27 protein-coding genes and 1 pseudogene are annotated in these 26,344 nt (G+C 55.9%); 13 read left to right on the top strand and 15 right to left on the bottom strand.

Annotation, left to right across the window (positions count from 1 at the left end; all coding sequences use genetic code 11):
- Positions 1 to 7: 7 nt before the first annotated feature.
- From H7R56_RS09830 to H7R56_RS09810, 5 genes are all read left to right on the top strand, one after another.
- Entirely contained in the window at positions 8 to 1,048 is a 1,041-nt protein-coding gene (locus tag H7R56_RS09830; protein ID WP_182928598.1) for a RecT family recombinase, read from the top strand.
- Positions 1,049 to 1,083: 35 nt separating this feature from the next.
- A complete protein-coding gene (locus H7R56_RS09825) occupies positions 1,084 to 1,506 on the top strand; it encodes a PerC family transcriptional regulator (protein WP_182928597.1) in 423 nt (140 codons plus the stop codon).
- Positions 1,503 to 1,745 carry a DUF4060 family protein gene (locus H7R56_RS09820; RefSeq protein WP_182928596.1) on the top strand — a complete coding sequence of 81 codons (243 nt, stop codon included), beginning with the start codon at positions 1,503 to 1,505 and terminating at the stop codon, positions 1,743 to 1,745. The genes H7R56_RS09825 and H7R56_RS09820 overlap by 4 nt, the downstream gene beginning before the upstream one ends.
- 61 nt (positions 1,746 to 1,806) lie before the next feature.
- Positions 1,807 to 2,079, top strand: coding sequence for an excisionase (locus H7R56_RS09815; protein WP_182928595.1), 273 nt, complete (start codon positions 1,807 to 1,809; stop codon positions 2,077 to 2,079).
- Positions 2,048 to 3,133, top strand: coding sequence for a tyrosine-type recombinase/integrase (locus H7R56_RS09810; RefSeq protein ID WP_182928594.1), 1,086 nt, complete (start codon positions 2,048 to 2,050; stop codon positions 3,131 to 3,133). Before H7R56_RS09815 ends, H7R56_RS09810 begins: the two co-directional genes overlap by 32 nt.
- Before the next feature lie 331 nt (positions 3,134 to 3,464).
- Here H7R56_RS09810 and H7R56_RS09805 read toward each other — a convergent pair whose 3' ends face one another.
- Genes H7R56_RS09805 through yobA form a run of 3 tightly spaced genes read right to left on the bottom strand, consistent with a single transcriptional unit; the run spans position 3,465 to position 5,065 of the window.
- Positions 3,465 to 3,800, bottom strand: coding sequence for a YebY family protein (locus H7R56_RS09805; RefSeq protein WP_106927742.1), 336 nt, complete (start codon positions 3,798 to 3,800; stop codon positions 3,465 to 3,467).
- Positions 3,801 to 3,815: 15 nt separating this feature from the next.
- On the bottom strand, positions 3,816 to 4,688 hold the full coding sequence (copD, locus tag H7R56_RS09800) for a copper homeostasis membrane protein CopD (RefSeq protein WP_106927744.1): 873 nt from the start codon (positions 4,686 to 4,688) through the stop codon (positions 3,816 to 3,818).
- 2 nt (positions 4,689 to 4,690) lie between these two features.
- A complete protein-coding gene (gene yobA, locus H7R56_RS09795; RefSeq protein WP_106927913.1) occupies positions 4,691 to 5,065 on the bottom strand; it encodes a CopC domain-containing protein YobA in 375 nt (124 codons plus the stop codon).
- Positions 5,066 to 5,202: 137 nt separating this feature from the next.
- Here yobA and H7R56_RS09790 point away from each other — a divergent pair, with 137 nt between their 5' ends.
- From H7R56_RS09790 to exoX, 3 genes are all read left to right on the top strand, one after another.
- Positions 5,203 to 5,433, top strand: a complete 231-nt coding sequence (locus H7R56_RS09790; protein ID WP_106927746.1) for a DNA polymerase III subunit theta — start codon at positions 5,203 to 5,205, stop codon at positions 5,431 to 5,433.
- A gap of 87 nt (positions 5,434 to 5,520) precedes the next feature.
- Positions 5,521 to 6,189 carry a carbon-nitrogen hydrolase family protein gene (locus H7R56_RS09785; protein ID WP_106927748.1) on the top strand — a complete coding sequence of 223 codons (669 nt, stop codon included), beginning with the start codon at positions 5,521 to 5,523 and terminating at the stop codon, positions 6,187 to 6,189.
- 22 nt (positions 6,190 to 6,211) lie between these two features.
- Positions 6,212 to 6,871 (top strand): exodeoxyribonuclease X, encoded by a 660-nt coding sequence (gene exoX, locus H7R56_RS09780; RefSeq protein ID WP_106927750.1) that lies wholly within the window; start codon positions 6,212 to 6,214, stop codon positions 6,869 to 6,871.
- On the opposite strand, the gene ptrB is transcribed toward exoX, so the two are convergent.
- Positions 6,872 to 8,923, bottom strand: coding sequence for an oligopeptidase B (gene ptrB, locus H7R56_RS09775; RefSeq protein WP_106927752.1), 2,052 nt, complete (start codon positions 8,921 to 8,923; stop codon positions 6,872 to 6,874).
- An 82-nt stretch (positions 8,924 to 9,005) separates the two neighbouring features.
- The gene (locus tag H7R56_RS09770; protein WP_106927754.1) at positions 9,006 to 9,647 is read right to left on the bottom strand and encodes a tellurite resistance TerB family protein; all 642 of its coding nucleotides are present in this window, start codon (positions 9,645 to 9,647) and stop codon (positions 9,006 to 9,008) included.
- 182 nt (positions 9,648 to 9,829) lie between these two features.
- Between H7R56_RS09770 and purT the strand changes: the two genes are divergently transcribed.
- Positions 9,830 to 11,008, top strand: coding sequence for a formate-dependent phosphoribosylglycinamide formyltransferase (purT, locus tag H7R56_RS09765; RefSeq protein ID WP_106927756.1), 1,179 nt, complete (start codon positions 9,830 to 9,832; stop codon positions 11,006 to 11,008).
- A 74-nt stretch (positions 11,009 to 11,082) separates the two neighbouring features.
- On the opposite strand, the gene H7R56_RS09760 is transcribed toward purT, so the two are convergent.
- The 3 genes from H7R56_RS09760 to zwf form a co-directional block, all read right to left on the bottom strand.
- Positions 11,083 to 11,724: a bifunctional 4-hydroxy-2-oxoglutarate aldolase/2-dehydro-3-deoxy-phosphogluconate aldolase gene (locus H7R56_RS09760; RefSeq protein WP_106927758.1), complete on the bottom strand. Its 642-nt coding sequence runs from the start codon at positions 11,722 to 11,724 to the stop codon at positions 11,083 to 11,085.
- Between the two features lie 39 nt (positions 11,725 to 11,763).
- Positions 11,764 to 13,575 (bottom strand): phosphogluconate dehydratase, encoded by a 1,812-nt coding sequence (gene edd, locus H7R56_RS09755; RefSeq protein WP_182928593.1) that lies wholly within the window; start codon positions 13,573 to 13,575, stop codon positions 11,764 to 11,766.
- Between the two features lie 234 nt (positions 13,576 to 13,809).
- The gene (zwf, locus tag H7R56_RS09750; protein ID WP_106927762.1) at positions 13,810 to 15,285 is read right to left on the bottom strand and encodes a glucose-6-phosphate dehydrogenase; all 1,476 of its coding nucleotides are present in this window, start codon (positions 15,283 to 15,285) and stop codon (positions 13,810 to 13,812) included.
- A gap of 363 nt (positions 15,286 to 15,648) precedes the next feature.
- On the opposite strand from zwf, the pseudogene H7R56_RS09745 reads away from it, so the two are divergent.
- Positions 15,649 to 16,553: pseudogene (locus H7R56_RS09745) on the top strand (MurR/RpiR family transcriptional regulator).
- Between the two features lie 109 nt (positions 16,554 to 16,662).
- Entirely contained in the window at positions 16,663 to 18,105 is a 1,443-nt protein-coding gene (pyk, locus tag H7R56_RS09740) for a pyruvate kinase (RefSeq protein ID WP_106927766.1), read from the top strand.
- A 126-nt stretch (positions 18,106 to 18,231) separates the two neighbouring features.
- Here the strand turns inward: pyk and lpxM are convergent, their stop codons facing one another.
- The 3 genes from lpxM to znuA form a co-directional block, all read right to left on the bottom strand.
- Positions 18,232 to 19,209, bottom strand: coding sequence for a lauroyl-Kdo(2)-lipid IV(A) myristoyltransferase (gene lpxM, locus H7R56_RS09735; protein ID WP_106927768.1), 978 nt, complete (start codon positions 19,207 to 19,209; stop codon positions 18,232 to 18,234).
- 131 nt (positions 19,210 to 19,340) lie between these two features.
- Positions 19,341 to 20,660, bottom strand: a complete 1,320-nt coding sequence (gene mepM, locus H7R56_RS09730; RefSeq protein WP_106927770.1) for a murein DD-endopeptidase MepM — start codon at positions 20,658 to 20,660, stop codon at positions 19,341 to 19,343.
- A 12-nt stretch (positions 20,661 to 20,672) separates the two neighbouring features.
- Positions 20,673 to 21,632 (bottom strand): zinc ABC transporter substrate-binding protein ZnuA, encoded by a 960-nt coding sequence (znuA, locus tag H7R56_RS09725; RefSeq protein WP_106927772.1) that lies wholly within the window; start codon positions 21,630 to 21,632, stop codon positions 20,673 to 20,675.
- 77 nt (positions 21,633 to 21,709) lie between these two features.
- Between znuA and znuC the strand changes: the two genes are divergently transcribed.
- Positions 21,710 to 22,465, top strand: coding sequence for a zinc ABC transporter ATP-binding protein ZnuC (gene znuC, locus H7R56_RS09720; RefSeq protein WP_106927774.1), 756 nt, complete (start codon positions 21,710 to 21,712; stop codon positions 22,463 to 22,465).
- Complete coding sequence (gene znuB / locus H7R56_RS09715; RefSeq protein WP_106927776.1) at positions 22,462 to 23,247, top strand: zinc ABC transporter permease subunit ZnuB; 786 nt, start codon at positions 22,462 to 22,464, stop codon at positions 23,245 to 23,247. The genes znuC and znuB overlap by 4 nt, the downstream gene beginning before the upstream one ends.
- Before the next feature lie 78 nt (positions 23,248 to 23,325).
- On the opposite strand, the gene ruvB is transcribed toward znuB, so the two are convergent.
- From ruvB to H7R56_RS09695, 4 genes are all read right to left on the bottom strand, one after another.
- A complete protein-coding gene (gene ruvB / locus H7R56_RS09710) occupies positions 23,326 to 24,336 on the bottom strand; it encodes a Holliday junction branch migration DNA helicase RuvB (RefSeq protein WP_106927779.1) in 1,011 nt (336 codons plus the stop codon).
- A gap of 8 nt (positions 24,337 to 24,344) precedes the next feature.
- Positions 24,345 to 24,956, bottom strand: a complete 612-nt coding sequence (gene ruvA / locus H7R56_RS09705) for a Holliday junction branch migration protein RuvA (RefSeq protein ID WP_064544698.1) — start codon at positions 24,954 to 24,956, stop codon at positions 24,345 to 24,347.
- A gap of 81 nt (positions 24,957 to 25,037) precedes the next feature.
- Positions 25,038 to 25,559 (bottom strand): crossover junction endodeoxyribonuclease RuvC, encoded by a 522-nt coding sequence (gene ruvC / locus H7R56_RS09700; RefSeq protein ID WP_106927781.1) that lies wholly within the window; start codon positions 25,557 to 25,559, stop codon positions 25,038 to 25,040.
- A gap of 34 nt (positions 25,560 to 25,593) precedes the next feature.
- Positions 25,594 to 26,337: a YebC/PmpR family DNA-binding transcriptional regulator gene (locus tag H7R56_RS09695; protein ID WP_106927783.1), complete on the bottom strand. Its 744-nt coding sequence runs from the start codon at positions 26,335 to 26,337 to the stop codon at positions 25,594 to 25,596.
- Between the last annotated feature and the right edge of the window lie 7 nt (positions 26,338 to 26,344).

The raw sequence follows: 26,344 nt of genomic DNA, 5'->3' as shown, positions 1-26,344 counted from the left end.
TTTGACCATGCAAAATACCAACATCATCGCCGCGGAGCAGGCCCCGAACACCATTTCTGCCAGCAATGCCGTATTCAACGTGCAGGCATTGGGACAACTAACCGCATTCGCTGACCTGATGGCACAGTCTGCCGTCACTGTTCCAAAACATCTGGCAGGTAAACCTGCCGACTGCATGGCGATCGTCATGCAGGCCATGCAATGGGGTATGAACCCTTACGCAGTGGCGCAGAAAACACACCTGGTCAACGGCGTGCTGGGTTACGAAGCACAATTAGTTAACGCGGTGATTTCCAGCTCAAGCGCCATTCAGGGGCGCTTCCATTACGAATACGGCGGTGACTGGGAAAAGATTGCCGGCCAGAAAGACGGGCGCGATGAGTTAGGCCTGTTTATCCGCGTCGGTGCAGTACTGAGAGGTGAAGCAGAGATCACCTGGGGTGAGCCAATCTACCTTGCGGACATCACCACCCGGAACTCACCGCTTTGGAAAACGGCACCGAAGCAGCAGATCGCTTACCTCGCGGTGAAGTACTGGGCGCGCCTGTACTGCCCGGAAGTCATCCTCGGTGTTTACAGCCCAGATGAAGTCGAGCCGCGCGCAGAGAAAGAGATTAACCCGGCGCCGCAGCGCGTAAACCTGAAAGAAATCTCAGGTGACACCGTCACAACCACCAGCAGCGCGCGCGAATCCTCGGTGAATGTTGACGCGATCGCTGACGAATTCCGGGATCGGATTGATGCTGCCGAGGACATCGACGCCGCTAAGGCCGTTGGTGAAGACATCAATCAGGCCAAGGCAACCCTGGGTTCAGCATTATTCACCGAACTTAAGAACAAAGCCACGCAGCGTTATCACCGGGTGAATGCTCGCAACAAAATCGAGGCGACGATTAACTCCCTGCCGTCTGCCGGCGAACCGGACGCAGCCGATTTGTTCACGAAGGCACAAGCAACGCTCACCGCTGCGCGCCGTCACCTCGGCGATGAACTGTATGAGCAGTTCCGCGTAACGCTCGACGACATGAAACCGGAATACGTTGGCTAACGGAGGTCGGCCCTGGCAGGGGCCGAATTATCAGCATGGTAGATAAATTTGAACGTCAGAAAGCGGTCGCTCATTACCTGCTCGAAAATCCGCAGGCCAGCGCCCCACAAATCAGTGAAGCGCTCTGCCTCACCGACCGGGCAACACGTTACATCATTGGCGTAATGACGGAGAGCGGAATGATTATCCGCACCCGGAATACTGTCGATGGCCGGATTCATAACTTCGTTGTGAGTGATTGGTATGCAGACGAGCTCGTCAATGGACCAACACAGGCCCCTACCGAGCACGGTCAATTACGACAGCTACAGTCAACGGCTACGCAACTGGAAAAACGCGGACTGTGGCGCCGGGCGGCTACGGTATGGGCGGAGCTATCCCGCCTCCAGAAAACGGTCACCGGCGTCGCCTTGATCGCCTCTCAACGTAACCGCTGCATTCGGAGGACCAAAGCATGAAGTTGATCAACCGAGGCTGTAAACAATCCCCACTCGCGTACCAGGCATGCGCCATCGCCCTGGCTACGCATCAGGAGCGCTACGGCGACTACGGGCGCAGCAAGATGAAAGAAACGTACACGGTGCGGGTTGAAGGCGTGAAGGTCTGGGTGGAAGTGGTCAACCGTAGCCGAAGCTATGTGGCCACAGCGATGACCGGGATGCGCCGGCTGCGTGCGCTGCCGGGCCAGGTATCTTGATTCTGGATTATCAATAACAATTGGCTGGCAGCTATATAATGGGTTGCCAGCAGGAGGCAAGATGGCAAAGCTTTTAAACCTGCAGGAATGGGCAAACTCCGTTTACGCCACTCCACCTTCTTTATCTACTCTTCGCCGCTGGGTTCGCGAGGGAAGAATTTACCCCGCCCCTGAGCGCCACGGTAAAGAGTATCGTCTGCATCCGGACTCAATTTACGTAGATCCGAGCAAAAAAAACTTACGCCACAAGGCACCGCGGCAGGAATTGCCGACGAAAGGCACTCTACTGGAGAGACTGAAATATGGCGAACAGGCCGGTACGTTACGACGCTAATCTGCCCCGTAATCTGACCTTTCGCAAAAGAGATAAGCTTTACTCATGGCGCAACCCGATCACCGGACAGGAAATATCACTGGGTCGGGTTGCCCGAAAAGATGCAGTTGCCCAGGCTATTGAGGCCAACAGCTACATCGATCAGAACTACCTACCATCTACGCTTCTTGAAAAAATAAAAGATGTGCCCACCTTTACGGTGTCGGCATGGCTGGAGCGCTATGCGGTAATTCTTGAGCGAAGGGAATTAAAACCAAACACAATGAAGGTACGGAAAAACCAGATAGCCACGATTAACGAAGAGTTCGGCAGGATCCCTCTGACTTCGGTGACAACAAAAGATATCGCTGAGTTTCTGGAGTACTACATCATCAGTGACAAGAAAAGTATGGCCTCCGGGCTGAGATCTGTATTGCTCGATATATTCAGGGAGGCAATTGTTGAGGGACGAATTGACAAGAATCCGGCGGAACCGACCAGAACCCCAACGCCAAAGGTCAAGCGTGAACGTCTTTTACTTGAACAGTTCATGGTGATCAGGGCGGCGGCTAACACTAACTCAGAGTGGGCGGCAAGCGCCTGCGACCTAGCACTGGTTACTGGGCAGCGAAGAGAGGATGTCTCGATGTTCAGATTCAGCGACGTGATTGATGGTAGGTTATTCGTGACACAGGAAAAAACGGGGCATAAGCTGGCTATCCCACTCGATTTACGACTAGACGCGGCAAACCTTGTATTGAAGGATGTTATCGAACAGTGCAGAGAGAATAACCCATCCGATTTTATGCTTTATTCATCGGTGAGGCGCGGCGGAAGGAAGCCAGGGCCATTAACTCCAGATGGGCTGACACAGGCATTTTCAGACACGAGGGATTCAACTGGGTTAAAGTTTGGCCCCAACCCTCCTACCTACCATGAGATCAGGAGCTTGGCTGGTAGACTTTATGAAAAGGAACGTGGTGCAGATTTTGCGCAGCGCCTGTTAGGACACAAAAATTTAACAATGACGCAAAAATACCTAGACGCACGCGGTGCAGAGTATGATATGGTTTAAACAGGATATAATTATTTCGGGTGATTTTCGGGGAATTTCGGGTAACACCTAAAAATATCCAGCAAAAACAGGAAGATAAAAAGAGACCGAATACGATTCCTGTATTCGGTCCAGGGAAATGGCTCTTGGGAGAGAGCCGTGCGCTAAAAGTTGGCATTAATGCAGGCTAAGTCGCCATGCTTTATAAGAATAGATGACCGTGACAGGTTTTCCAGTCCGCAGCCCTTGCGAGCGGAAAATTTTCGTCAATGAAACGGCATAATGAAAAAAAACCGCAGCCATTTCTCGAGAATGATTGCGGTTTTTTATTGATTATTAAACAGATAGACGATCAGCAGAGCTTCTCAGCACGTTCAATAAATGGTGCCAGGCTCATCTTCACTCCCGGTTGGGCAGGATCGTCAATCTGAATAATGCTCAGCGGCTGTGCCTGGGTTTTACCCGCCTTAACCTGCTGCTCGGCCACATCATTGAGCGGATACTGCACCAGCGTACTGGGGTTAATCACGTATAGCGCGTGCCCAGGGCGGCAGGTCAGCATCACCTCCTCACGGTTGAAAGCCCACTTCTCCTTCCCCACCTCAAATCGACTCACGGTGATGACCTGAGCGGCCAGCGCGCTGCCGGAAGCGGTTAATAACAACAAAGACAGAATAATTTTTTTCATAGTTCGCCAGTTTGATTAAAAAGGTTCCCAGGTCGCGAAGAGACTGACGCACGCCAGCACCAGTGCCCCCAATACAATTTCCGCCTGCGTGGTGCGGAGGAACAGACGCTGTGCCAGCCCCTGCGGCGTCGATGCCATGCGTGGCACTAACAGATAGCGGTTTAGTAGCGCCAGCGCGACCATCAACGCAACGAGCCCCATCTTCACCCAAAGTGCGATACCGTACGGCGTGGCGACGGTCAGCCCCCCTTGAATGAGCCAACTATTGATCAACCCCGTCACCAGCGCTCCGGCAACGGCCAGATGGCCGTAGCGGGAATAGCGCATCATCGTACCGATAGCCGCCTTACGCCAGCGTCCTTTCGCCAGTCGCAGGCAGTAGAGAAACGGCACCAGCCCGCCAACCCACGCCGCCGCACACAGCAAATGCAGCGCATGATTAACACGCTGCAGCGCGCCCGCCGCGCCGTCATACATGGCCGCATGGCCCACGCCAGCCAGCAGGATAAACTGCGCGACACAGAGAAGCAAAAGCCGTCGCATCATCTGCCGCGGCCGCACCCAGGCGATGCCCAATGCAACCCAGGACAGCACGATTTCCCACAGCCAGACGCCGCCAAACTGCGTATGCAGCACCGCTTGCCAGACGTCGGGACGCCAGGTGTCAGACCAGCCCTCCCCCATCAACCCGCCCTGCACCACCAGCATCAGCATCGCCGAAAGCGCGCTAACGGCCAATGCGCTACGCAGTAGCTGGGCAAAGCGCTGAATCAACAGGCGACGCAGCGCGGAGGGTGCCCACCAGCCCGCGTAAAGCGTGCAGCCAAAAGCGACCATCAAGGCCGCAAAGTGAACAAAACGCAGCGCAATATACAGTGCCGTTAGCATCGTTACTTCACGCTAAACTGATATTGGCCTTTGGTCTTATGCCCGTCGACCGACACCACATGCCACGCGACGGTATAGAGACCAGGCATGAGCGTCTGGGTCAGCGGCACAACCAGCTGCATTTTATTGCTCTCGCTGCGAACCGGTTTGCCAGTAGCGACCGTCTGATGATCCGGTCCGGTTAGCGTCACGCCGCTAAAATGGGGCTCAATGCCTTCGGAGAAATTCAGCGTCAGCGCCTGCGGTGCAGGGCTTACCTCAGTGTTTGCTGCGGGCGTTTGCTGTTGCAGATGGGCGTGCGCCCAGACGGATGAGGCGCTCAAAAGGCCAAGAGTAAAAAGCATGGTGCAGAGCGCGCGGGGTGCGGTGAAGTTCATTTCCATCATTCCCTTTTGTTATCAATATAAGTCAAAGAATAACGCTGTATAATGTTCACGTCGAGATGGGTGCCCTGCGGACTTGCCATTTTGCGAGACTCTTAGTAACTTTTGCGCGATATTCCAAGGAGAAAAGCATGCAAACCAACCTGGCAGCCCTGCCTCAGCAGGAGATGGACAAAGTTAACGTTGACCTGGCCGCAGCGGGCGTTGCGTTCAAAGAGCGCTATAACATGCCGGTCGTTGCCGAAGTCGTCGAACGCGAGCAGCCTGCGCACCTGCGCGACTGGTTCCGCGAGCGTCTCATTGCACACCGTCTGGCTTCCGTAAATCTCTCACGCCTGCCGTATGAACCGAAAACCAAATAATGCTTACTGTTAGTGACAGTTCCTTACGTCAGATTTGATACCTTGTTAGAATAAAAGCCCACAGACGACGTGTTGAAGGATGCAACTATGCTGACATGGACTATTGCTGCAGCGCAATATACGCCCAGAACGGGAGATGTTGCTGAAAACATTACCCGCCATCTGCGTTTTATTGATGCCGCCGCCGAGCAGGCCTGTAAGGTGCTTATTTTTCCGGAACTCTCCCTTACGGGCTCAGCTGACGAGCACGCCCTGCCTGCCCCGCCGCCCGACAGCCAGCTTCGCCCGCTTCGCGATGCTGCACAGCGCCACCGGATGACGATCATCGCCGGGCTGCCGATGGAAAAGGAAGGGCAACGGATTAAGGGGATCGTTATTTTTACCCCCGATGACGCGGCGCCGTCCAAACATCAGCAGGGCCATGGCACCTGTCTGGCACCGGGATCTGATCAGATAAGCGTTTTTGAACTTAACACCGAAGGCTGTGAGCTGTCTCACCAGGCCTCGTTGCTGGCAACCGTCAGCTGTATGGCCGAACTTCAGCAGCAGCGTACGACCCAGCGTTTACAGCGCTTTGCCCACAAATATGCCATCGCGGTATTAAAATCCAACTACGGCTGCGGCACGTTCTCCGGCGGCAGCGCGCTGTGGGATGAAAACGGCCAGCTGATCGTCCGCGCCGACGCCGGCGAACTGCTGGTAACCGGCAGAAAAAGCGCCCAGGGTTGGCAAGGCGAGATCATTCCTTTACGCTAGACGCTTTGGCCGGGAGTTCGCCATGCTGCGCGTTATCGATACCGAAACCTGCGACCTGCAAGGAGGCGTCGTTGAGATTGCCTCCGTCGATGTTATTGACGGAAAAATCGTCAACCCCATGAGTCATCTGGTTCGCCCCGACCGCCCCATCAGCGCACAGGCCATGGCGATTCACCATATCAGCGAAGAGATGGTAGCCGATAAGCCATGGATTGAAGAGGTAGTGCCGTTTTATCAGGGCAGTCCCTGGTATGTTGCTCACAACGCCAGCTTTGACCGCCGCGTGCTGCCTGAGATGAACGGCGAGTGGATCTGCACCATGAAAATGGCGCGCCGCCTGTGGCCAGGTATCAAGTACAGCAACATGGCGCTGTATAAATCCCGTAAGCTGAGCGTCGCAACCCCGCCGGGGCTGCATCACCACCGCGCGCTTTACGACTGCTACATTACCGCCGCACTGCTGATTGATATTATTCAAGCCTCCGGGTGGACGCCGGAACAAATGGTCGACGTCACCGGGCGCCCGGCGCTGCTGCGTACGTTTACCTTCGGTAAATATCGCGGGCAGGAAGTCGCCGAAGTGGCTAAAAACGATCCGGGCTACCTGCGCTGGCTGTTTAACAACCTCGACCGCATGAGCCCGGAACTGCGTTTGACGCTAAAACACTATCTCGAGGGCTAGCTAGCGCTCCGCACGCCCTGGCAGCGTCCCCTGCGCCAGGGCAATCAGGAACGCGAACTCCAGCGCCACACCCTCATAGCTTTTATAGCGCCCCGACTTACCGCCGTGGCCGGCATCCATTTCGGTACACAGCAGCAGCAGATTGTCATCAACCTTCAGCTCGCGTAGCTTCGCCACCCACTTTGTCGGCTCCCAGTACTGAACCTGCGAGTCGTGCAGCCCGCTGGTGACCAGCAGATGCGGGTAAGCCTGCGCCCGCACGTTGTCATACGGGCTATACGATTTCATATAGCGATAGTAGGTTTCATCCTGCGGATTGCCCCACTCCTCAAACTCGCCGGTGGTCAGCGGGATAGACTCATCCAGCATGGTTGTCACCACATCGACAAACGGCACCTGCGCCACTACGCCGTGGAACAGCTCGGGGCGTTCGTTGATCGCCGTTCCCATCAGCATCCCGCCCGCGCTGCCGCCCATGCCATAACACAGCGACGGAGCACCGAATCCCTTCGCCAGCAGGGCATCGCAGACGTCGAGATAGTCATTAAAGGTATTTTTCTTCTTCAGGAATTTGCCGTCTTCATACCACTGCTGCCCCAGCTCGCCGCCGCCGCGAACATGGGCAATGGCGAAGACAAAACCACGGTCGAGCAGGCTAAGACGGCTGCTGCTGAAATCAGCATCCATGCTCGCACCGTAAGAACCGTAGCCATAGACCAGCAACGGATTCTTGCCGGAACGGAAATGCTCATGCCGATACACCAGCGAAACCGGGACTTCCACCCCGTCGCGCGCGGTGATCCACAGGCGTTCACTGCGGTAGCGGCTGGCGTCGAAGCCTTTAACCTCCTGCTGTTTCAGCACGCGGCGTTCACCGCTGTCCATATCCAGCTCAAACAGGGTATCCGGCGTGGTCATCGACGAGTAGCCATAGCGCAGGCAGGCCGTTTCTGGCTCCGGGTTATAGGCAATCCAGGTCACATAGGCCGGATCGTCAAAGGCGATGGCCGTTTCTTTGTGAGTCTGCCGATGGATCTGCCGCAGGCTTGTCAGGCCACGCTGGCGCTCTTCAACCACCAGCCAGTCACGAAACAGGGTGAAATCTTCCAGCATGACGGCATCACGCGCGGCAATCAGCGTCTGCCAGTTGGCCTCTTCCCCACTGACGCCACGATAAAGGCCAAAGTTCTTACCGTCGCGGTTAGAACGCATGTAGAAATGCCCCTGGTAATGGTCGAGACTGTATTCATGATCTTTGCGGCGGGCCAGGAACGTTTGCGGACGAGCGTCGGGATTATCGGCGTCGAGCAGCTGCATTTCACTGGTGGTGGCGCTGGAGAGCGCAATCACCACAAACTGGCGTGATGACGTTTTATGCAGGCTGACGTAAAAGGTGTCGTCCTGTTCTTCATAGATCAGGCAATCCTGCTCAGGCGCCGTACCAACCTGATGACGCCAGACCTGCCACGGCAGCAGCGTTGTCGGATGCTGGCGAACGTAATAGAGTGAGCGCGAGTCGTTGGCCCACACCACGCCCGGTGAGACGTCTTCAATCACCTCAGGCAGCCAGGTTTCGTTAGCCAGATGGCGAAGGCGTAGGCTGTACTGGCGGCGGGAGAGAAAGTCTTCCGTGACCGCCAGCAGGTTGTTATCAGGCGCGACGTTCAGCCCGCCGAGGGCATAGAACTCACTGCGCGCAGCGCGCTTATTTTCATCAAGCAGCAGCGACCAGTTTTCTTCGCCTGGAGCCTGTCGCTGATAGATAGCGTACTCCTGGCCTGGCTCAAAAATCTGCCGGTAGCGGTAGCCGTTTTTACAATACGGGGCCGACACTTCCCGCGGCGGAATGCGATCGACAATCTCCTTAAGCACGCGATCCTGCAAACTGCGCTGGCTCGACATCACCTCGCGACCGTAGGCGTTCTCCTGCTGTAAATACTCCATCACGGCGGGCTTCGTGCGAGTGTCGTCACGCAGCCAGTAGTAATGATCAACGCGCGTATCGCCATGTAAGGTCATGGCGTGGGATATCCGTTTTGCTTTTGGCGGCATCTCGTTATTCTTCTGTTTTAGTCACACCCTCTAAGGGTGGACAAATTCAACGTTGATGCAAGCAAAACCTGCAAGATTGCACTTAAAGCTGCTGTTTTTGCTGTTGTAAATCGCGCTCGATGCTTTCGCGCACTTCTGACGGCAGCTTCAGCGCCTCGCCCAGCTCATCCAGATAGCGACGTTCCATAAAGTGATCGATGTCGATTGCCGCGCAGCTCACATAGTACAGCTCAAGCGCCTCTTCTTCGTTATGCACGTCGCGCGCCAGCCGCTGCGGATCGAGCGGTTGTTCAATTGCCTGCGCAATCAGCGCACGGCCCTGCGCTTCCACGCCGGCATCGCGCAGCTGTTGTTCAATCGAAGCCTGCTCTTTAGCATCAATATGGCCATCGCTTTTTGCGGCAAACACCAGCGCCAGAATCAAACGCTCGGTACGCACATCCAGCGGCGCGGCCGGTTGGCCATACTTCGCTTCTGCCGGCGTCGAACCGCGTAGCTGATCTTTGTATTTGTTCCACAGCACGCTCCCGGCGACCGCACCGCCGCCCACCAGCAGCGCGCCAGTACCATACTTCGCCAGCATTTTCCGCGATGATTTACTGGCAAGGAGCAGCCCTGCCAGACCACCTAACGCTCCCGGCACCAGCATTTCGCCAAGAGCGCCTTTCCCATTACCCGATGATTTGCCCAACAGTGATTGCAGTTGATTAAGCCAGCCAGACATATGACCCCCAGTATAAATTCATGAGAAGCTTAGCCTATGCGAGCAGACGTCAGAATATGTCTGGTACAGATAAAGATGTGCAAATTTAACGCGATAGCCGCGCTGCCGCGTCGACAACAAGACAGACGCAAACGTTTTCGTTTATAATGCGACAAATTTTTGTCAGACGGTGGAATAGGTAAATGACGTTATTAGGCACAGCTCTGCGTCCGGCGGCGACGCGCGTAATGCTTTTGGGTTCCGGTGAGTTAGGTAAAGAAGTCGCCATTGAATGCCAGCGATTAGGGATTGAAACCATCGCCGTCGATCGCTACGCCGATGCGCCAGCGATGCACGTAGCACACCGCTCATACGTTATCAATATGCTTGACGGAGCGGCGCTGAAGGCGCTGGTCGAGCAAGAGAAACCGGATTTTATCGTACCGGAAATCGAAGCGATCGCGACCGACATGCTGATTGCGCTGGAACAGGACGGGCAGCGCGTTGTGCCCTGCGCACGCGCCACTCAGTTGACCATGAATCGCGAAGGCATTCGTCGTCTGGCTGCCGAACAGCTTAAGCTGCCGACCTCAGCCTACTATTTTGCCGATAGCGAAGCACAGTTTCGCCAGGCGGTAGCCACCATCGGCCTGCCGTGTATCATCAAGCCAGTGATGAGCTCCTCCGGCAAGGGGCAGACGTTTATTCGCCGTGAAGATCAGCTGACGCAGGCATGGCAGTATGCGCAGGAAGGTGGCCGCGCAGGGGCTGGCCGGGTGATCGTCGAAGGCGTCGTGAATTTTGACTTTGAAATTACGCTGCTGACGGTGAATGCCGTCGACGGCGTGCACTTCTGCGCACCGGTAGGCCATCGTCAGGAAGACGGCGATTATCGCGAATCCTGGCAACCGCAGCAGATGAGCGAGCTGGCGCTGGAACGCGCGCAGGCAATCGCTCGCGACGTGGTACTGGCACTGGGCGGTTATGGTCTGTTTGGCGTTGAGCTGTTTGTCTGCGGCGACGACGTGGTGTTCAGTGAAGTTTCTCCTCGCCCGCACGATACCGGTATGGTTACGCTCATTTCACAGGATGTGTCTGAGTTCGCGCTGCACGTCCGCGCATTTCTGGGCCTGCCTATCGGCGCCATTCGTCAGTACGGCCCTTCTGCCTCTGCCGTGCTGCTGCCAAAACTGACCAGCCGTAACGTGACCTTTGATAAGGTCCATCATGCGCTTGGCGCGGGGATACAGCTACGTCTGTTTGGCAAACCGGATATTGACGGTTCGCGGCGGATGGGCGTCGCACTGGCTACCGGCGACAGCGTAGAACAGGCGGTGGAACGGGCAAAAATCGCCGCCGCCGCCGTGATTATCCAGGGATAAAAAAAGCGGGCCGCTAACGCGTGCCCGCTCTTTTTTTGTCCTACCCGGTCAGTTAACCGGGTAAGGCAAACACCTTACAGTTTCGCGCCTTCAACCGCTTCGCGAGCCAGTTTGGTGATGCGATCGTAGTCGCCAGCTTCCAGCGCGTCGGCCGGAACCAGCCAGGAACCGCCGATGCACAGTACGCTTTTCAGCGCCAGATAGTCACGGTAGTTCGCCGGAGAGATGCCGCCAGTCGGGCAGAAACGGATATGAGAGAACGGACCTGCGATAGCCTGCAGCGCTTTCACACCGCCGTTCGCTTCAGCCGGGAAGAATTTGAATTCTTTCAGGCCGTGCTGCATACCCAGCATCAGTTCAGAAACGGAGCTAATACCCGGGATCAGCGGAATAGTACCCGCGGTTGCCGCTTTCAGCAGCTCATCGGTCAGGCCCGGGCTGATAGCAAACTGCGCGCCCGCATCGGTCACTTCTTTCAGCTGCTGTGCGTTGGTCACGGTACCCGCGCCCACGATAGCATCCGGCACTTCTTTCGCAATCGCGCGGATAGCGTCCATTGCGCACTCTGTACGCAGCGTCACTTCCAGTACGCGTACGCCGCCAGCAACCAGTGCTTTCGCCATCGGTACGGCGTGCTCAAGCTTTTTCACCACGATGACCGGCACTACCGGGCCAGTGGTCAGGATTGCTTCTGCAGTTGTTTTCCAGTTTTTCATCAGAATTATTCTCTCGCCAGATCTACAAAACGTGTCAACTTAAAAGGTAATACAGGTTGCGCCCTGCTCTGCGCCGGACAGTTTTTCCCGTAATGCGCCAAACAGTTCACGGCCTGTCCCCACGCGCGAGGCGCTCAGATCGGGAATATGCGGCTGACGCGCGGCCAGCTCAGCGTCATCAACCAGCAGCGTCAGCTCGCCGGTCTGACCGTTCACGCGAATCATGTCACCGTCGCGGACTTTCGCCAGCAGGCCACCATCATAGGCTTCAGGGGTGACGTGAATCGCTGACGGCACTTTACCGGATGCACCGGACAGTCGTCCATCGGTGACCAACGCAATTTTGAAACAGCGGTCCAATAATACACCAAGTGGCGGCATAAGTTTATGTAATTCTGGCATGCCGTTCGCTTTTGGTCCTTGATGACGCACAACCACCACGCAATCTTTATCCAGCAGACCCGCCTCAAAGGCCGGCAGAACATCGTGCTGACTTTCAAAGACCACGGCCGGTGCCTCAATAATCTGGTTTTCCACCGGCACTGCAGAGGTTTTCATCACCGCGCGGCCAAGGTTACCGCTCAGCACTTTGGTGCCGCCGTGTTTAGAGAACGGCTTGTCGAAGCTGGCGATGATGCTGTCGTCCAGCGAGGCGTTTGCGCCTTCACGCCAGTCCAGTTTGCCATTATTGAGCCACGGTTCCATGGTGTAGTGGGACAGACCAAAACCGGCGACGGTATTCACGTCTTCGTGCAGCAGGCCGCCTTTCAACAGTTCACGTACCATCACCGGTACGCCGCCAGCCGCCTGGAAGTGGTTGATATCTGCCGGGCCGTTCGGATACAGACGCGCCATCAGTGGTACAACGTCAGACAGTTCAGAGAAGTCGTCCCAGTTGATGATAATGCCCGCCGCGCGTGCCATCGCCACCAGATGCATGGTGTGGTTCGTTGAGCCGCCGGTCGCCAGCAGAGCAACGATACCGTTGACCACCACTTTTTCGTCAATCATTTTACCCAGCGGCATCCATTCGTTGCCGTTGCCGGTCATACGCGTGACCTGGCGTGCCGCCGCAGCGGTCAATTCGGCGCGCAGCGGGGCGTCCGGGTGGACAAACGAAGAACCCGGCAGCTGCATGCCCATGAACTCAATCACCATCTGGTTGGTGTTGGCGGTACCATAGAAAGTACAGGTACCCGGTGCGTGGTAGGACGCGGCTTCTGATTCAAGCAGCGCATTGCGATCCACCTTGCCTTCCGCATAAAGCTGGCGGATACGGACTTTTTCTTTGTTTGGCAGACCGCTGGCCATCGGGCCTGATGGGATGAAGATAGACGGCAGGTGGCCAAAGGAGAGCGCAGCCATCGCCAGCCCCGGGACGATTTTATCGCACACGCCGAGGTATAGCGCGCCGTCAAACATATTGTGAGACAGGCCAACGGCGGCGGACATGGCGATCACTTCACGGCTAAGCAGCGAAAGTTCCATCCCGTCCTGACCCTGAGTGACGCCGTCGCACATTGCCGGAACGCCGCCAGCAACCTGCCCGACCGCGTTCACGCTGTGCAGCGCTTTACGGATGATATCCGGGTAATGCTCGTACGGCTGGTGGGCCGACAGCATGTCGTTATAGGAGGTAATGATCGCGATATTGTTACGCAACATGCTTTTCAGCGACGCTTTATCGTCTGCCTGACAGGCAGCAAAACCGTGTGCCAGGTTGCCACAGGCAAGCTGGGAGCGGTGAACCGTTTCAGTTTTTGCCTGCTCGATACGTGCGAGATAAGCCGCGCGCGTGTCGCGAGAGCGTTCGATAATGCGATTTGTTACCCGTAACATTACAGAGTTCATAAAGGCTCCTTAAAATTTTTCTGTCCAGGCTACGACCTACTGCGGTTTATTTATTGATCTGATTAAGAGATAAATGCCCGAATAGCGCAGCTCAGAGGCAAAGGTCTGCCCGCAGTGTAATAAAAAAAGCCCCGGGGGTGAATCCTCCCGGGGCTTAAATGGGTAAAAAAAGCACGACTTGCTGTGTTAGATCATGTTACCGGTAAAATAACTCTTCCGGATTACAGCGACGCCTTACTCAAACTCGTTCCAGGAACGGCCGTCGCGGGTGATCATCGCCACAGAGGCAACCGGCCCCCAGGTCCCTGCCTGGTAAGGTTTCGGCGCGTCGTTGTCGCTTGCCCACGCTTCAGTAATGGAGTCAACCCACTTCCAGGCTTCTTCCACTTCGTCGCGGCGTACGAACAGCGCCTGGATACCGCGCATCGTCTCCAGCAGCAGGCGTTCGTAAGCATCGGCAAGGTGCGTTTGGTTAAAGGTTTCCGAGTAGCTCAGATCCAGCTTAGTCACCTGCAGGTTATGCTTGTGCTCAAGCCCCGGCACCTTGTTAAGGATCTGAATATCCACGCCTTCGTCCGGCTGCAGACGAATGGTCAGCTTGTTCTGCGGCAGTTCAGGCCAGGTCTCTTTGAACAGATTCAGTTCAGGGTTTTTGAAGTAAACGACGACTTCAGAGCATTTGGTCGGCAGACGTTTACCGGTACGCAGGTAGAACGGCACGCCCGCCCAGCGCCAGTTGTCGATATCTACGCGGATAGAGACGAAGGTTTCCGTGCTGCTGGACTTGTTCGCGCCCTCTTCCTCGAGGTAGCCCGGCACTTTCTGGCCCTGGGCAAATCCGGCGGTGTACTGACCGCGAACGGTTTTATCACGCACGTTGCTGCGGTCGATACGGCGGAGCGACTTCAGGACTTTCACCTTCTCATCACGAATGCTGTCGGCGGTCAGATCGGACGGCGGCGCCATCGCAATCATGCACAGAATTTGCAGCAGGTGGTTCTGGATCATGTCGCGCATTTGACCGGCCTGGTCGAAGTAACCCCAGCGGCCTTCAATGCCAACTTCCTCGGCGACGGTGATTTCCACGTGATCGATGGTGCGGTTATCCCAGTTATTCACAAACAGGGAGTTAGCAAAGCGCAGCGCCAGCAGGTTCAGTACCGTTTCTTTACCCAGATAGTGGTCAATACGGTAAACCTGGCACTCTTCAAAGTATTCACCGACCTGGTCGTTGATCTCACGTGAAGTTTCCAGTGAAGTACCCAGCGGTTTTTCCATGACCACGCGCGCCGGTTTGGCGTTCAGCTTCGCTTCGCCCAGGCCGCGGCAGATGGCGCCAAACGTGCTTGGCGGCATCGCGAAATAGTTGATGGTGGTGCGATTTTTTTGATCGAGCATCTCGCCAAGACGCGCAAATGCCGGGGCATCATTGACATCGAGGTTGCAGAAATCAAGACGTGCGCTGAGGGTGTCCCACAAACCTTCATCGATTTTTTCTTTCATAAAGGTTTCGAGCGCTTCACGGACAACTTTGGTGTATGCCGCTTTATCCCAGTCGGCGCGGCCTACGCCGATAATCCGCGTCTGCGGATTAATCTGGCCGGCTTTTTCAAGCTGGTACAGGGAAGGCAGCAGTTTCCGGCGGGCAAGATCGCCCTTCGCGCCGAAAATGACCAGATCGCATGCCTGGGCCGTTTGCGTTACCGCCATGTCATTCTCCTCAGTTTATATTCCCGGTTCTATGCCAGGCTATCTCCCCGTTATCGCCCGGGTTTCCCCGGAAAATCACGGATATCGTTGTAATTTTCTTACGGTGCACTGTACTGTGTTTACGAAATTGCCGAAACCCTTTAACGCCTTTCAGCGCCGCCGATCGCACAATTCGGAACCAGCAGGGCAACGACGCTTAGGCAATGCGACAGTTTTGTTCGTTCTTTCGCCTGAAGGGCGTCGGTTAAAATACGACACCGATCATGTAATGAAAAAAAACAACATCTTTTGCTGTTACTCTTCACTTTTCATTCCGCTTCAAGCGTATATTCTTGCTAAAACGCCTGCAGATTTCACCCATTAATGGAATCGTTTCAATCTATGAGCACCTTGTCACGATGAACATGCTGGAAAGAATCCAGTCCCAGCTGGAAAACCTTAGCAAATCCGAGCGAAAAGTCGCGGAAGTTATTCTGGCGGCCCCCGAACAGGCAATCCACTCAAGCATTGCCGCCCTCGCTCTGGAAGCTGAGGTAAGCGAACCGACCGTTAACCGCTTCTGCCGCAGCCTGGAAACCAAAGGCTTTCCTGATTTTAAACTGCATCTTGCCCAAAGTCTGGCCAACGGTACACCGTATGTTAATCGTAATGTAGATGAGGATGACAGCGTCGAGGCGTATACGGCAAAAATTTTTGAGTCAGCGATGGCCAGCCTCGCCCACGTGCGTCAGTCGCTCGACATGTCGGCGGTGAATCGCGCCGTCGACCTGCTGACTCAGGCAAAGAAAATCGCCTTTTTCGGGCTGGGTTCCTCCGCCGCCGTGGCGCATGACGCCATGAACAAGTTTTTCCGCTTTAACGTGCCGGTTATCTATTCCGATGACATTGTTTTGCAACGAATGAGCTGTATGAATTGCAGCGATGACGACGTTGTGGTGCTGATTTCCCATACCGGCAGGACCAAGAGTCTGGTTGAGGTTGCGCAGGTGGCGCGTGAAAACGATGCTATGGTCATTGCCATCACCTCCTCAGGGACGCCGCTGGCCAGAGAGGCCACCCTCGCTATCACGCTGGACGTTCCTGAAGATACCGATATTTATATGCCCATGGTGTCGAGGCTGGCCCAGCTCACCGTCATTGATGTGCTGGCAACCGGCTTTACCCTGCGCCGTGGAGCAAAATTCAGGGATAACTTGAAGCGAGTCAAAGAAGCGTTAAAGGAATCGCGGTTTGATAAAGAACTATCGACACACAGCGATAATCACTAAAAGCGATAAAAAAGCGTCATTTATTTAAGCATTCGGTAACGCATTATTGGCATATTGCCGAATTCCTGTTCACGCAACACCTGAGTTGTACTAGTCAACGGAGTATTACATGTCCAGAAGGCTTCGCAGAACCAAGATCGTCACCACGTTAGGCCCAGCAACCGATCGCGACAACAACCTTGAGAAAGTCATTTCCGCCGGCGCTAACGTCGTCCGTATGAACTTCTCTCACGGTACGCCTGAAGATCATCAGCTACGTGCCGACAAAGTCCGCGAAATTGCAGCAAAACTGGGGCGCCATGTAGCCATCCTTGGCGATCTGCAAGGACCAAAAATTCGCGTATCAACCTTCAAAGAAGGCAAAGTTTTCCTCAACATCGGCGATAAATTCCTGCTCGACGCCAACCTAAGCAAAGGTGAAGGCGATAAAGAGAAAGTGGGCATCGACTACAAAGGTCTGCCTGCCGACGTGGTACCGGGCGATATCCTGCTGCTCGATGATGGCCGCGTACAGCTGAAAGTACTGGAAATCCAGGGCATGAAGGTGTTCACCGAAGTGACCGTGGGCGGCCCGCTTTCCAACAACAAAGGCATCAACAAGTTAGGCGGTGGCCTCTCGGCAGAAGCTCTGACCGACAAAGATAAAGCGGACATCCACACGGCCGCCAAAATTGGCGTTGATTACCTGGCCGTCTCCTTCCCGCGCTGCGGCGAAGACCTGAACTACGCTCGCCGCCTGGCCCGTGAAGCGGGTTGCGATGCGAAAATCGTTGCCAAAGTGGAACGTGCGGAAGCCGTCTGCAGCCAGGACGCGATGGACGACATCATCCTGGCGTCCGACGTGGTGATGGTTGCCCGTGGTGACCTCGGCGTTGAAATCGGCGACCCGGAGCTGGTAGGCATCCAGAAAGCATTGATTCGTCGCGCTCGTCAATTGAACCGTTCCGTGATTACCGCGACCCAGATGATGGAGTCAATGATCACCAACCCAATGCCTACCCGTGCGGAAGTTATGGACGTGGCCAACGCCGTGCTGGACGGTACCGATGCGGTCATGCTGTCAGCAGAAACTGCAGCAGGCCAGTACCCATCTGAAACCGTAGCGGCCATGGCGCGCGTTTGCCTGGGCGCAGAGAAGATCCCCAGCATCAACGTTTCTAAACACCGTCTGGACGTGCAGTTCGACAACGTGGAAGAAGCGATTGCCATGTCAGCAATGTATGCGGCTAACCACCTGAAAGGCGTGACCGCCATCATCACCATGACCGAGTCCGGCCGTACCGCGCTGATGACCTCACGTATCACCTCCGGGCTGCCTATCTTCGCGATGTCCCGCCATGAGCGTACGTTGAACCTGACAGCGCTGTACCGCGGCGTGACGCCAGTCTTCTTCGACAGCGAATGTGACGGCGTTGCGGCGGCACACGACGCGGTAAATCTGCTGCGTGATAAAGGCTATCTGATGTCTGGCGACCTGGTTATCGTGACCCAGGGCGACGTGATGAGCACCGTGGGTTCAACCAACACCACGCGTATTCTGACCGTTGAGTAAGTTATTCTCGCGATAAAAAAACCGGACGATGTCCGGTTTTTTTATCTGCGTAGCCCGGCCAAGCGTAGCGCCGCTGGAAAGGCTCGGTGCCGCCCCGTCGTCGCATTGCTCGGACGGGCTACGGGGCTATTTCTTTTTCTTTGGATAGAGTTCTTTACGCTGATACGGCTCGGTTTCACCCGGCTTGCGCGTTTTCAGCAGCTTCAGGATCCACGTGTACTGCTCAGTATGTGGCCCAACGAAAATCTCCACCTCTTCGTTCATTCGACGCGCAATGGTGTTGTCATCCGCTTCCAGCAGGTCATCCATCGGTGGTCGAACCAGAATGGTCAGACGATGCGTTTTGCCATCATAAACCGGGAACAGCGGCACCACGCGCGCGCGGCACACCTTCATCAGACGGCCAATCGCCGGCAGCGTGGCTTTATAGGTAGCAAAGAAATCCACGAACTCGCTGTGCTCCGGGCCGTGATCCTGGTCCGGCAGATAGTAGCCCCAGTAGCCCTGACGGACGGACTGAATAAACGGCTTGATGCCGTCGTTACGGGCGTGCAGACGACCGCCAAAACGACGACGAACGGTGTTCCAGACGTAGTCGAAGACTTTGTTGCCCTGATTATGGAACATCGCCGCCATTTTTTGCCCCTGCGAGGCCATCACCATTGCCGGGATATCCACACCCCAGCCGTGCGGTACCAGGAAAATGACGTTTTCGCCATTGGCGCGGAGTTCATCGATAATCTCCTGCCCCTGCCAGTCGAGGCGCGGCAGAATTTTTTCAGGCCCTTTCAACGCCAGTTCGGCCATCATGACCATTGCCTGCGGCGCGGTGGCAAACATCTCATCAATAATGGCTTCGCGCTCGGCTTCGCTTTTATCCGGGAAGCAATACAGCAGATTGATCTGAGCACGACGGCGAGCGCTGCGGCCAAATTTACCCGCCAGGCGACCGAGCTTACCCAGAATAGGGTCACGAATTTTTGCCGGTACGTAAGCGATCCCCGCAAATGCCAGCACGCCTAACCAGGCACCCCAGTATTGAGGATGGCGGAAAGATTTCTCAAACTCGGGAATATATTCACTGGTATTTTTTTTCGTTTCCATGCCTGTTCCAGGTTCGAATTATCGGGTCGGTGCGAATAATCAAATAGTGTAGCGAGGCAGAATGCTTCGCACAAAAGAAAAAGCCGACGCCATAGTGACGTCGGCTCTGAACGCATACTTCTTAGTCGAAACTAGTCAAAACGCAGCTGCGGCAGAACCTGTTTCACCTGCGCCAGATAGTCGGTACGGTCTGAGCCGGTCAGCCCTTCGGTACGCGGTAATTTCGCCGTCAGCGGGTTAACCGCCTGTTGGTTAATCCACACTTCATAATGCAGGTGCGGGCCGGTTGAACGACCGGTATTACCGGAAAGCGCAATACGATCGCCGCGTTTGACTTTCTGTCCCGGTTTCACCAGCAGCTTACGCAGGTGCATATAGCGCGTGGTGTAGGTACGACCGTGACGCAGCGCCACATAGTAGCCGGCTGCACCGCTACGCTTCGCCACCACCACTTCTCCGTCACCGACGGCCAGCACTGGCGTCCCCTGCGGCATCGCAAAGTCAACGCCGCGGTGTGGCGCAACGCGGCCGGTCACCGGGTTCAGGCGGCGCGGGTTAAAGTTAGACGACACGCGGAACTGACGCGCGGTCGGGAAGCGCAGGAAGCCTTTCGCCAACCCGGTGCCGCTACGATCGTAGAATTTACCGTCCTCAGCGCGAATAGCGTAATAGTCTTTACCGTCGGAGCGCAGACGCACGCCAAGAAGCTGGCTCTGTTCACGCTTGCCGTCGAGCATTTCGCGCGACATCAGCACCGAGAACTGATCGCCTTTTTTCAGCTTACGGAAGTCCATCTGCCACTGCATGGCTTTGATCACCGCGCTCACTTCCGCGCTGGTTAACCCGGCGCTGGTCGCGCTGGAGACAAAGCTGCCGCCGACGGTGCCGTTGATCAAGCTATTAACCCAGTCGCCCTGCTGCATCTCGCTGCTCATTTTGAAACCGTTTGCAACGCGATCGTAGGTGCGGGTTTCACGACGCGACATTTCCCAGGTTAAACGCTGGAGATCGCCATCATCGTTCAAGGTCCAGGAGAGCTGCTGGCCCACCTTCATATTTTTCAGGTCTTTATCAGCCGCAGCAAGCTGGCTGATGTTGCCCATATCAATGCCGTACTGGTTCAGGATGCTGCTTAGGGTATCGCCCGTGGATACCACATATTCATGCACGCCCGTTTCGTTATCGGCTTTGTCGTCCAGTTCATCCTGAGGAATCGCTTCGTCTTCCTGCGCGGATTGGTCAATCGGTTCGCTGGCCTCCGGTAGCAGAGAGCGAATCTCTTTTTTCTCCAGCTCGATGGTGCGAACAACCGGTGAAGAATTGGGGTGGTAAACATACGGCCGCCAAACGGCGACGGCCAGTGTGAGAACGGTGAGTGACCCCAGCATAACGCGGTGGGGTCGCGGCAAATTGTTAAATGCCAGGGCGACAGAGCGGGCTATCTGCTGCACGTATTCACTTCCTTACTTATCTCCTTTCAGGCAGCTCGCATACTGGGTCGCCAGCTGAGTCAGAAATGCTGGATAGCTCTCTTTGCTCAACTGAATGTTCGTGCCTAGAGGATCTAACGTTCCCATGCGAACGTTGGTTCCCCGCGCGACAGATTCAACGACAGCGGGCCTGAATTGTGGCTCAGCAAAAACGCAGGTTGCTTTTTGCTCAACCAACTGTGTTCTTATTTGATGTAAACGCTGCGCACCAGGTTGAATTTCAGGGTTAACGGTGAAGTGCCCAAGCGGCGTCAAACCGTAGTGTTTTTCGAAGTAGCCATAGGCATCATGAAAAACGAAATAGCCCTTTCCTTTTACCGGCGTCAGCTCATTTGCCACCTGCTTATCGACCGTGGCCAGATTAGCCTCAAAATTCTTCAGGTTGGCGTCAAGCCGGGCTCGACTCTGGGGCATAAGGTCCACTAATTTGTCATGGATTGCAACCGCCGAAAGCCGCGCTATCTCTGGGGATAACCACAGGTGCATGTTGTATTCACCATGATGGTGATGTGCGTCACCTTTTTCGCCGTGGGCGTGTTCACCGTCACCCGCTTCAGCAGCATCATGATCGTCATCATCACTCCCTTTCATGAGCAACGGTTTCACACCATCAAGCTGGGCAATGGTGACTTTTTTGCCGTCGGCAATGCTTTGCGTTGACTTGTCCATGAACGCTTCCATCTCTGGACCAATCCACACCACTAAGTCCGCGTTCTGTAAGCGTTTTGCATCAGATGGGCGCAATGAATAATCATGTTCAGACGCACCGTCAGGCAGTAAAACCTGGGTCTCGGTAACGCCATCGGCAATCGCGGAAGCGATAAATCCTAATGGTTTAAGTGAGGCGACAACGGCAGCATCCGCACGCGGTACGGCGGTACCCAAAAGCGCGGCTGATAAGGCTGCGCAAAGAAGCGTATTTTTCTGTAACATAATGCGTCTGATAATCGAAATGAATAAGTGATGTGTGATATTATAACATTCACTATCTTGTGCAACCCCTAATTGCTATGACGAATCTTGTATCGCTGCAAAATGTCTCCGTCAGCTTCGGCCAGCGCCGGGTGCTCTCCGACATCTCACTGAATCTCAAGCCAGGGCGCATTCTGACGCTGCTTGGCCCGAACGGCGCGGGTAAGTCGACGCTGGTGCGCGTGGTGTTGGGCCTCGTGCCGCCCAGCGAAGGCGTGGTCGTGCGTGAAAAACAGCTGCGCGTAGGCTACGTACCGCAAAAGGTCCACCTTGACGCGACATTACCGCTTACCGTCAAGCGTTTTTTACGCTTGCACCCGGCAACGCGCAAAGAAGATATTCTGCCCGCGCTGATGCGCGTACAGGCCGGGCACCTGCAGGATGCACCGATGCAGAAGCTCTCCGGTGGTGAAACCCAGCGTGTTCTGCTGGCGCGTGCGCTGTTAAACAAGCCTCAGCTGCTGGTGCTGGATGAACCCACCCAGGGCGTTGACGTCAACGGCCAGGTGGCGCTATACGATCTGATTAATCAGCTTCGCCAGGAGCTTAACTGCGCGGTGCTGATGGTGTCGCACGATCTGCATCTGGTGATGGCGAAAACCGACGATGTGCTGTGTCTCAATCATCATATTTGCTGCTCCGGCACGCCGGACGTGGTCTCCATGCATCCGGAATTTATCTCCATGTTTGGCCCGCGCGGCGCCGAACAGCTGGGGATTTACCGTCATCAGCATAACCACCGCCATGATTTACAGGGCCGTATCGTTCTTCGTCGGGGAAATGGGCAGTCATGATTGAAATTTTACTTCCCGGCTGGCTGGCCGGAATGATGCTGGCATGCGCGGCGGGCCCTCTGGGCTCGTTTGTCGTCTGGCGCCGGATGTCCTACTTTGGCGATACCCTCGCCCATGCCTCGCTGCTGGGAGTGGCGTTCGGCCTGCTGCTGGACGTTAACCCTTTCTATGCGGTCATCGCCGTCACGCTGCTGCTGGCCGGTGGTCTGGTGTGGCTAGAGAAGCGCCCTCACCTCGCGGTGGATACGCTTCTCGGCATTATGGCGCACAGCGCGCTGTCGCTCGGCCTGGTGGTCGTCAGCCTGATGTCGAATATCCGCGTCGACCTGATGGCCTACCTGTTCGGCGATCTGCTAGCGGTTACGCCGCAGGATCTGATCTCGATTGCGCTCGGCGTCATCGTGGTGCTGGGTATTTTGTTCTGGCAGTGGCGCAGCCTGCTGTCGATGACCATCAGCCCGGATTTAGCGTTTGTCGACGGCGTGAAGCTCCAGCGGGTTAAACTACTGCTGATGCTGGTGACGGCGCTGACCATCGGCGTGGCGATGAAGTTTGTCGGCGCGTTGATTATTACGTCACTGCTGATTATCCCCGCGGCGACGGCGCGACGTTTTGCGCGTACGCCGGAACAAATGGCGGGTATTGCCGTCGTGGTAGGGATGATTGCGGTAACGGGTGGGCTGACCTTCTCGGCGTTTTACGATACGCCGGCCGGGCCTTCCGTCGTGCTGTGCGCGGCGCTGCTGTTTATCCTGAGCATGACCCGCAAAGCGGCCGCCTGATTTGCTCTGTGGCGCTTCGCCGACCGGGCCTACAGAATGGTAGGCCTGATAAGCGAAGCGCCATCAGGTGTTGCATTGCTAAGGCATTTCCGGCGGCGTGATGCCAAAGTGGCTCCACGCGCGCGTCGTTGCGATGCGCCCACGCGGGGTACGCTGCAAAAAACCCTGCTGAATCAGATACGGCTCCAGCACGTCCTCAATGGTTTCGCGCTCTTCACCGATTGCCGCCGCCAGGTTGTCCAACCCAACCGGCCCACCAAAGAACTTATCAATCACCGCCAGCAGCAGCTTGCGGTCCATATAGTCAAAGCCTTCGGCGTCGACGTTCAGCATATCCAGCGCCTGCGCGGCGATGTCGGCCGAGATAGTGCCGTCATGCTTGACTTCAGCGTAGTCGCGCACGCGCCGGAGCAGGCGGTTAGCGATACGCGGCGTACCGCGCGCGCGACGGGCAACCTCCAGAGCACCTTCGTCGCTCATTTCCAGCCCCATATGGCGGGCGCTACGCCCGACGATGTGCTGCAAATCAGGCACCTGGTAGAACTCCAGACGCTGGACGATACCGAAACGATCGCGCAGCGGTGAGGTCAGCGAACCCGCGCGGGTGGTAGCACCAATCAAGGTGAACGGTGGCAGATCGATTTTAATTGAGCGCGCAGCCGGGCCCTCGCCAATCATGATATCCAGCTGGTAGTCTTCCATTGCCGGATAGAGCACTTCTTCCACAACCGGCGACAGGCGGTGAATCTCGTCGATAAACAGCACATCGTGCGGTTCAAGGTTGGTGAGCATTGCCGCCAGGTCGCCCGCTTTCTCCAGCACCGGGCCAGAGGTGGTGCGCAGGTTAACGCCCATTTCATTGGCAACAATGTTTGCCAGCGTCGTTTTCCCAAGGCCCGGCGGGCCGAAGATCAGCAGATGATCCAGCGCGTCGCCGCGCAGCTTCGCCGCCTGGATGAAGATTTCCATCTGCGAACGCACCTGCGGCTGGCCGATATACTCTTCCAGTAATTTTGGCCGAATCGCACGGTCTGCCACATCTTCTGGCAACGTGCTTTCAGCGGAAATCAGACGGTCTGCTTCAATCATCCTTTACCTCATAGCGCCGCGCGGAGCGCTTCGCGGATCAATGTTTCACTGCTGGCGTCCGGACGGGCGATTTTGCTCACCATCCGACTGGCTTCCTGAGGTTTATAGCCCAGCGCCACCAGCGCGGCAACCGCTTCCTGCTCGGCGTCGTCGCTCTCCGGCCCCGCAGGAGAAGTCAGCACCAGATCGGCGGCAGGGGTAAACAGATCGCCATGCAGCCCTTTGAAGCGGTCTTTCATTTCGACAATCAGGCGCTCGGCGGTTTTCTTGCCAATCCCCGGCAGCTTGACCAGCGCGCCAAGCTCTTCACGTTCCACCGCGTTGACAAACTGCTGCGCCGACATGCCCGACAGGATGGCCAGCGCCAGCTTCGGGCCGACGCCGTTGGTTTTAATCAGCTCTTTAAACAGGGTCCGTTCCTGTTTGTTGTTAAAGCCGTACAGCAGTTGGGCATCTTCACGCACCACAAAGTGGGTGAAGACGATCGCCTCCTGCCCGGCCTCCGGCAGCTCGTAAAAACAGGTCATGGGCATATGCACTTCATAGCCGACGCCGCCGGTCTCCAGAAGGACCAACGGGGGTTGTTTTTCGAGAATGATGCCTCTGAGTCTGCCTATCACATGACGCTCCTGCGTTAAGGGCTGGAAAGATAATGTACTATCATAAAAAAAGGCTGGATATTTATCCAGCCTCATTTGTGATTATCGCAGCCGTCCACGCGCTAAATTCAGCCTTGCATCGCTCACCTGCATGGCATTCTGGCTGACATGGCAATGGGTAATGGCAATCGCCAGCGCATCCGCGGCATCCGCCTGCGGGTTGGCGGGCAGCTTGAGCAGCGTTCGCACCATATGCTGTACCTGGCTTTTTTCCGCGCTACCGATACCCACCACCGTCTGTTTGACCTGGCGAGCCGCATACTCAAAAACCGGCAGTTCCTGGTTGGTGGCGGCTACAATCGCCACGCCGCGCGCCTGCCCTAGTTTGAGCGCCGAATCGGCGTTTTTCGCCATAAAGACCTGCTCGATAGCGAAGTAGTCCGGCTGGAACTGCGTGATGATCTCCGTCACGCCTGCGTAAATCAGCTTCAGACGCGACGGCAGATCGTCAACTTTAGTGCGGATGCATCCGCTGCCAAGATAGGTCAACTGGCGACCCACCTGGCGAATGACACCATAACCGGTGATGCGTGACCCCGGGTCAATGCCGAGAATAATAGACATCACGCCTCTCCTGTTATGTCAGCGTTAAACCACCTCATTCTAAGGTAGCAGCAACCTCGTCAGAGATTTCGCCGTTGTGATAGACTTCCTGAACGTCGTCACAGTCTTCCAGCATGTCGATCAGACGCATCAGCTTCGGCGCTGTTTCCGCATCCATATCGGCTTTGGTCGATGGAATCATGGACACTTCCGCCGCGTCGGCTTTCAGACCAGCCGCTTCCAGCGCATCACGCACTTTACCCATCTCTTCCCACGCGGTATAGACGTCAATCGCGCCGTCGTCGAAGGTCACCACATCTTCAGCACCGGCTTCCAGCGCCGCTTCCATGATGACGTCTTCGTCGCCCTGTTCAAAGGAGATCACGCCTTTTTTGCTGAACAGATACGCGACAGAACCGTCGGTACCCAGGTTGCCGCCGGTTTTGCTGAACGCATGACGTACTTCCGCAACGGTACGGTTACGGTTGTCAGACAGGCACTCAATCATCACCGCGGTGCCGCCAGGACCGTAGCCTTCATAGATGATGGTTTCCATGTTGGAATCTTCATCACCGCCCACACCGCGCGCGATAGCGCGGTTCAGGGTATCGCGCGTCATGTTGTTGGCCAGGGCTTTATCTACCGCTGCACGCAGACGTGGGTTCGCATCCGGATCGCCGCCGCCCAGTTTGGCCGCCGTCACCAGCTCACGAATGATCTTGGTGAAGATTTTGCCGCGCTTCGCATCCTGCGCGGCTTTACGATGTCTGGTGTTGGCCCATTTACTATGACCTGCCATAAAAATA

The organism is Klebsiella sp. WP3-W18-ESBL-02, assembly GCF_014168815.1.
Lineage (GTDB): Bacteria > Pseudomonadota > Gammaproteobacteria > Enterobacterales > Enterobacteriaceae > Kluyvera > Kluyvera ascorbata_B.
The sequence above is the reverse complement of the archived record's forward strand: the minus strand, read 5'-3'. Positions and strand labels throughout refer to the sequence as shown.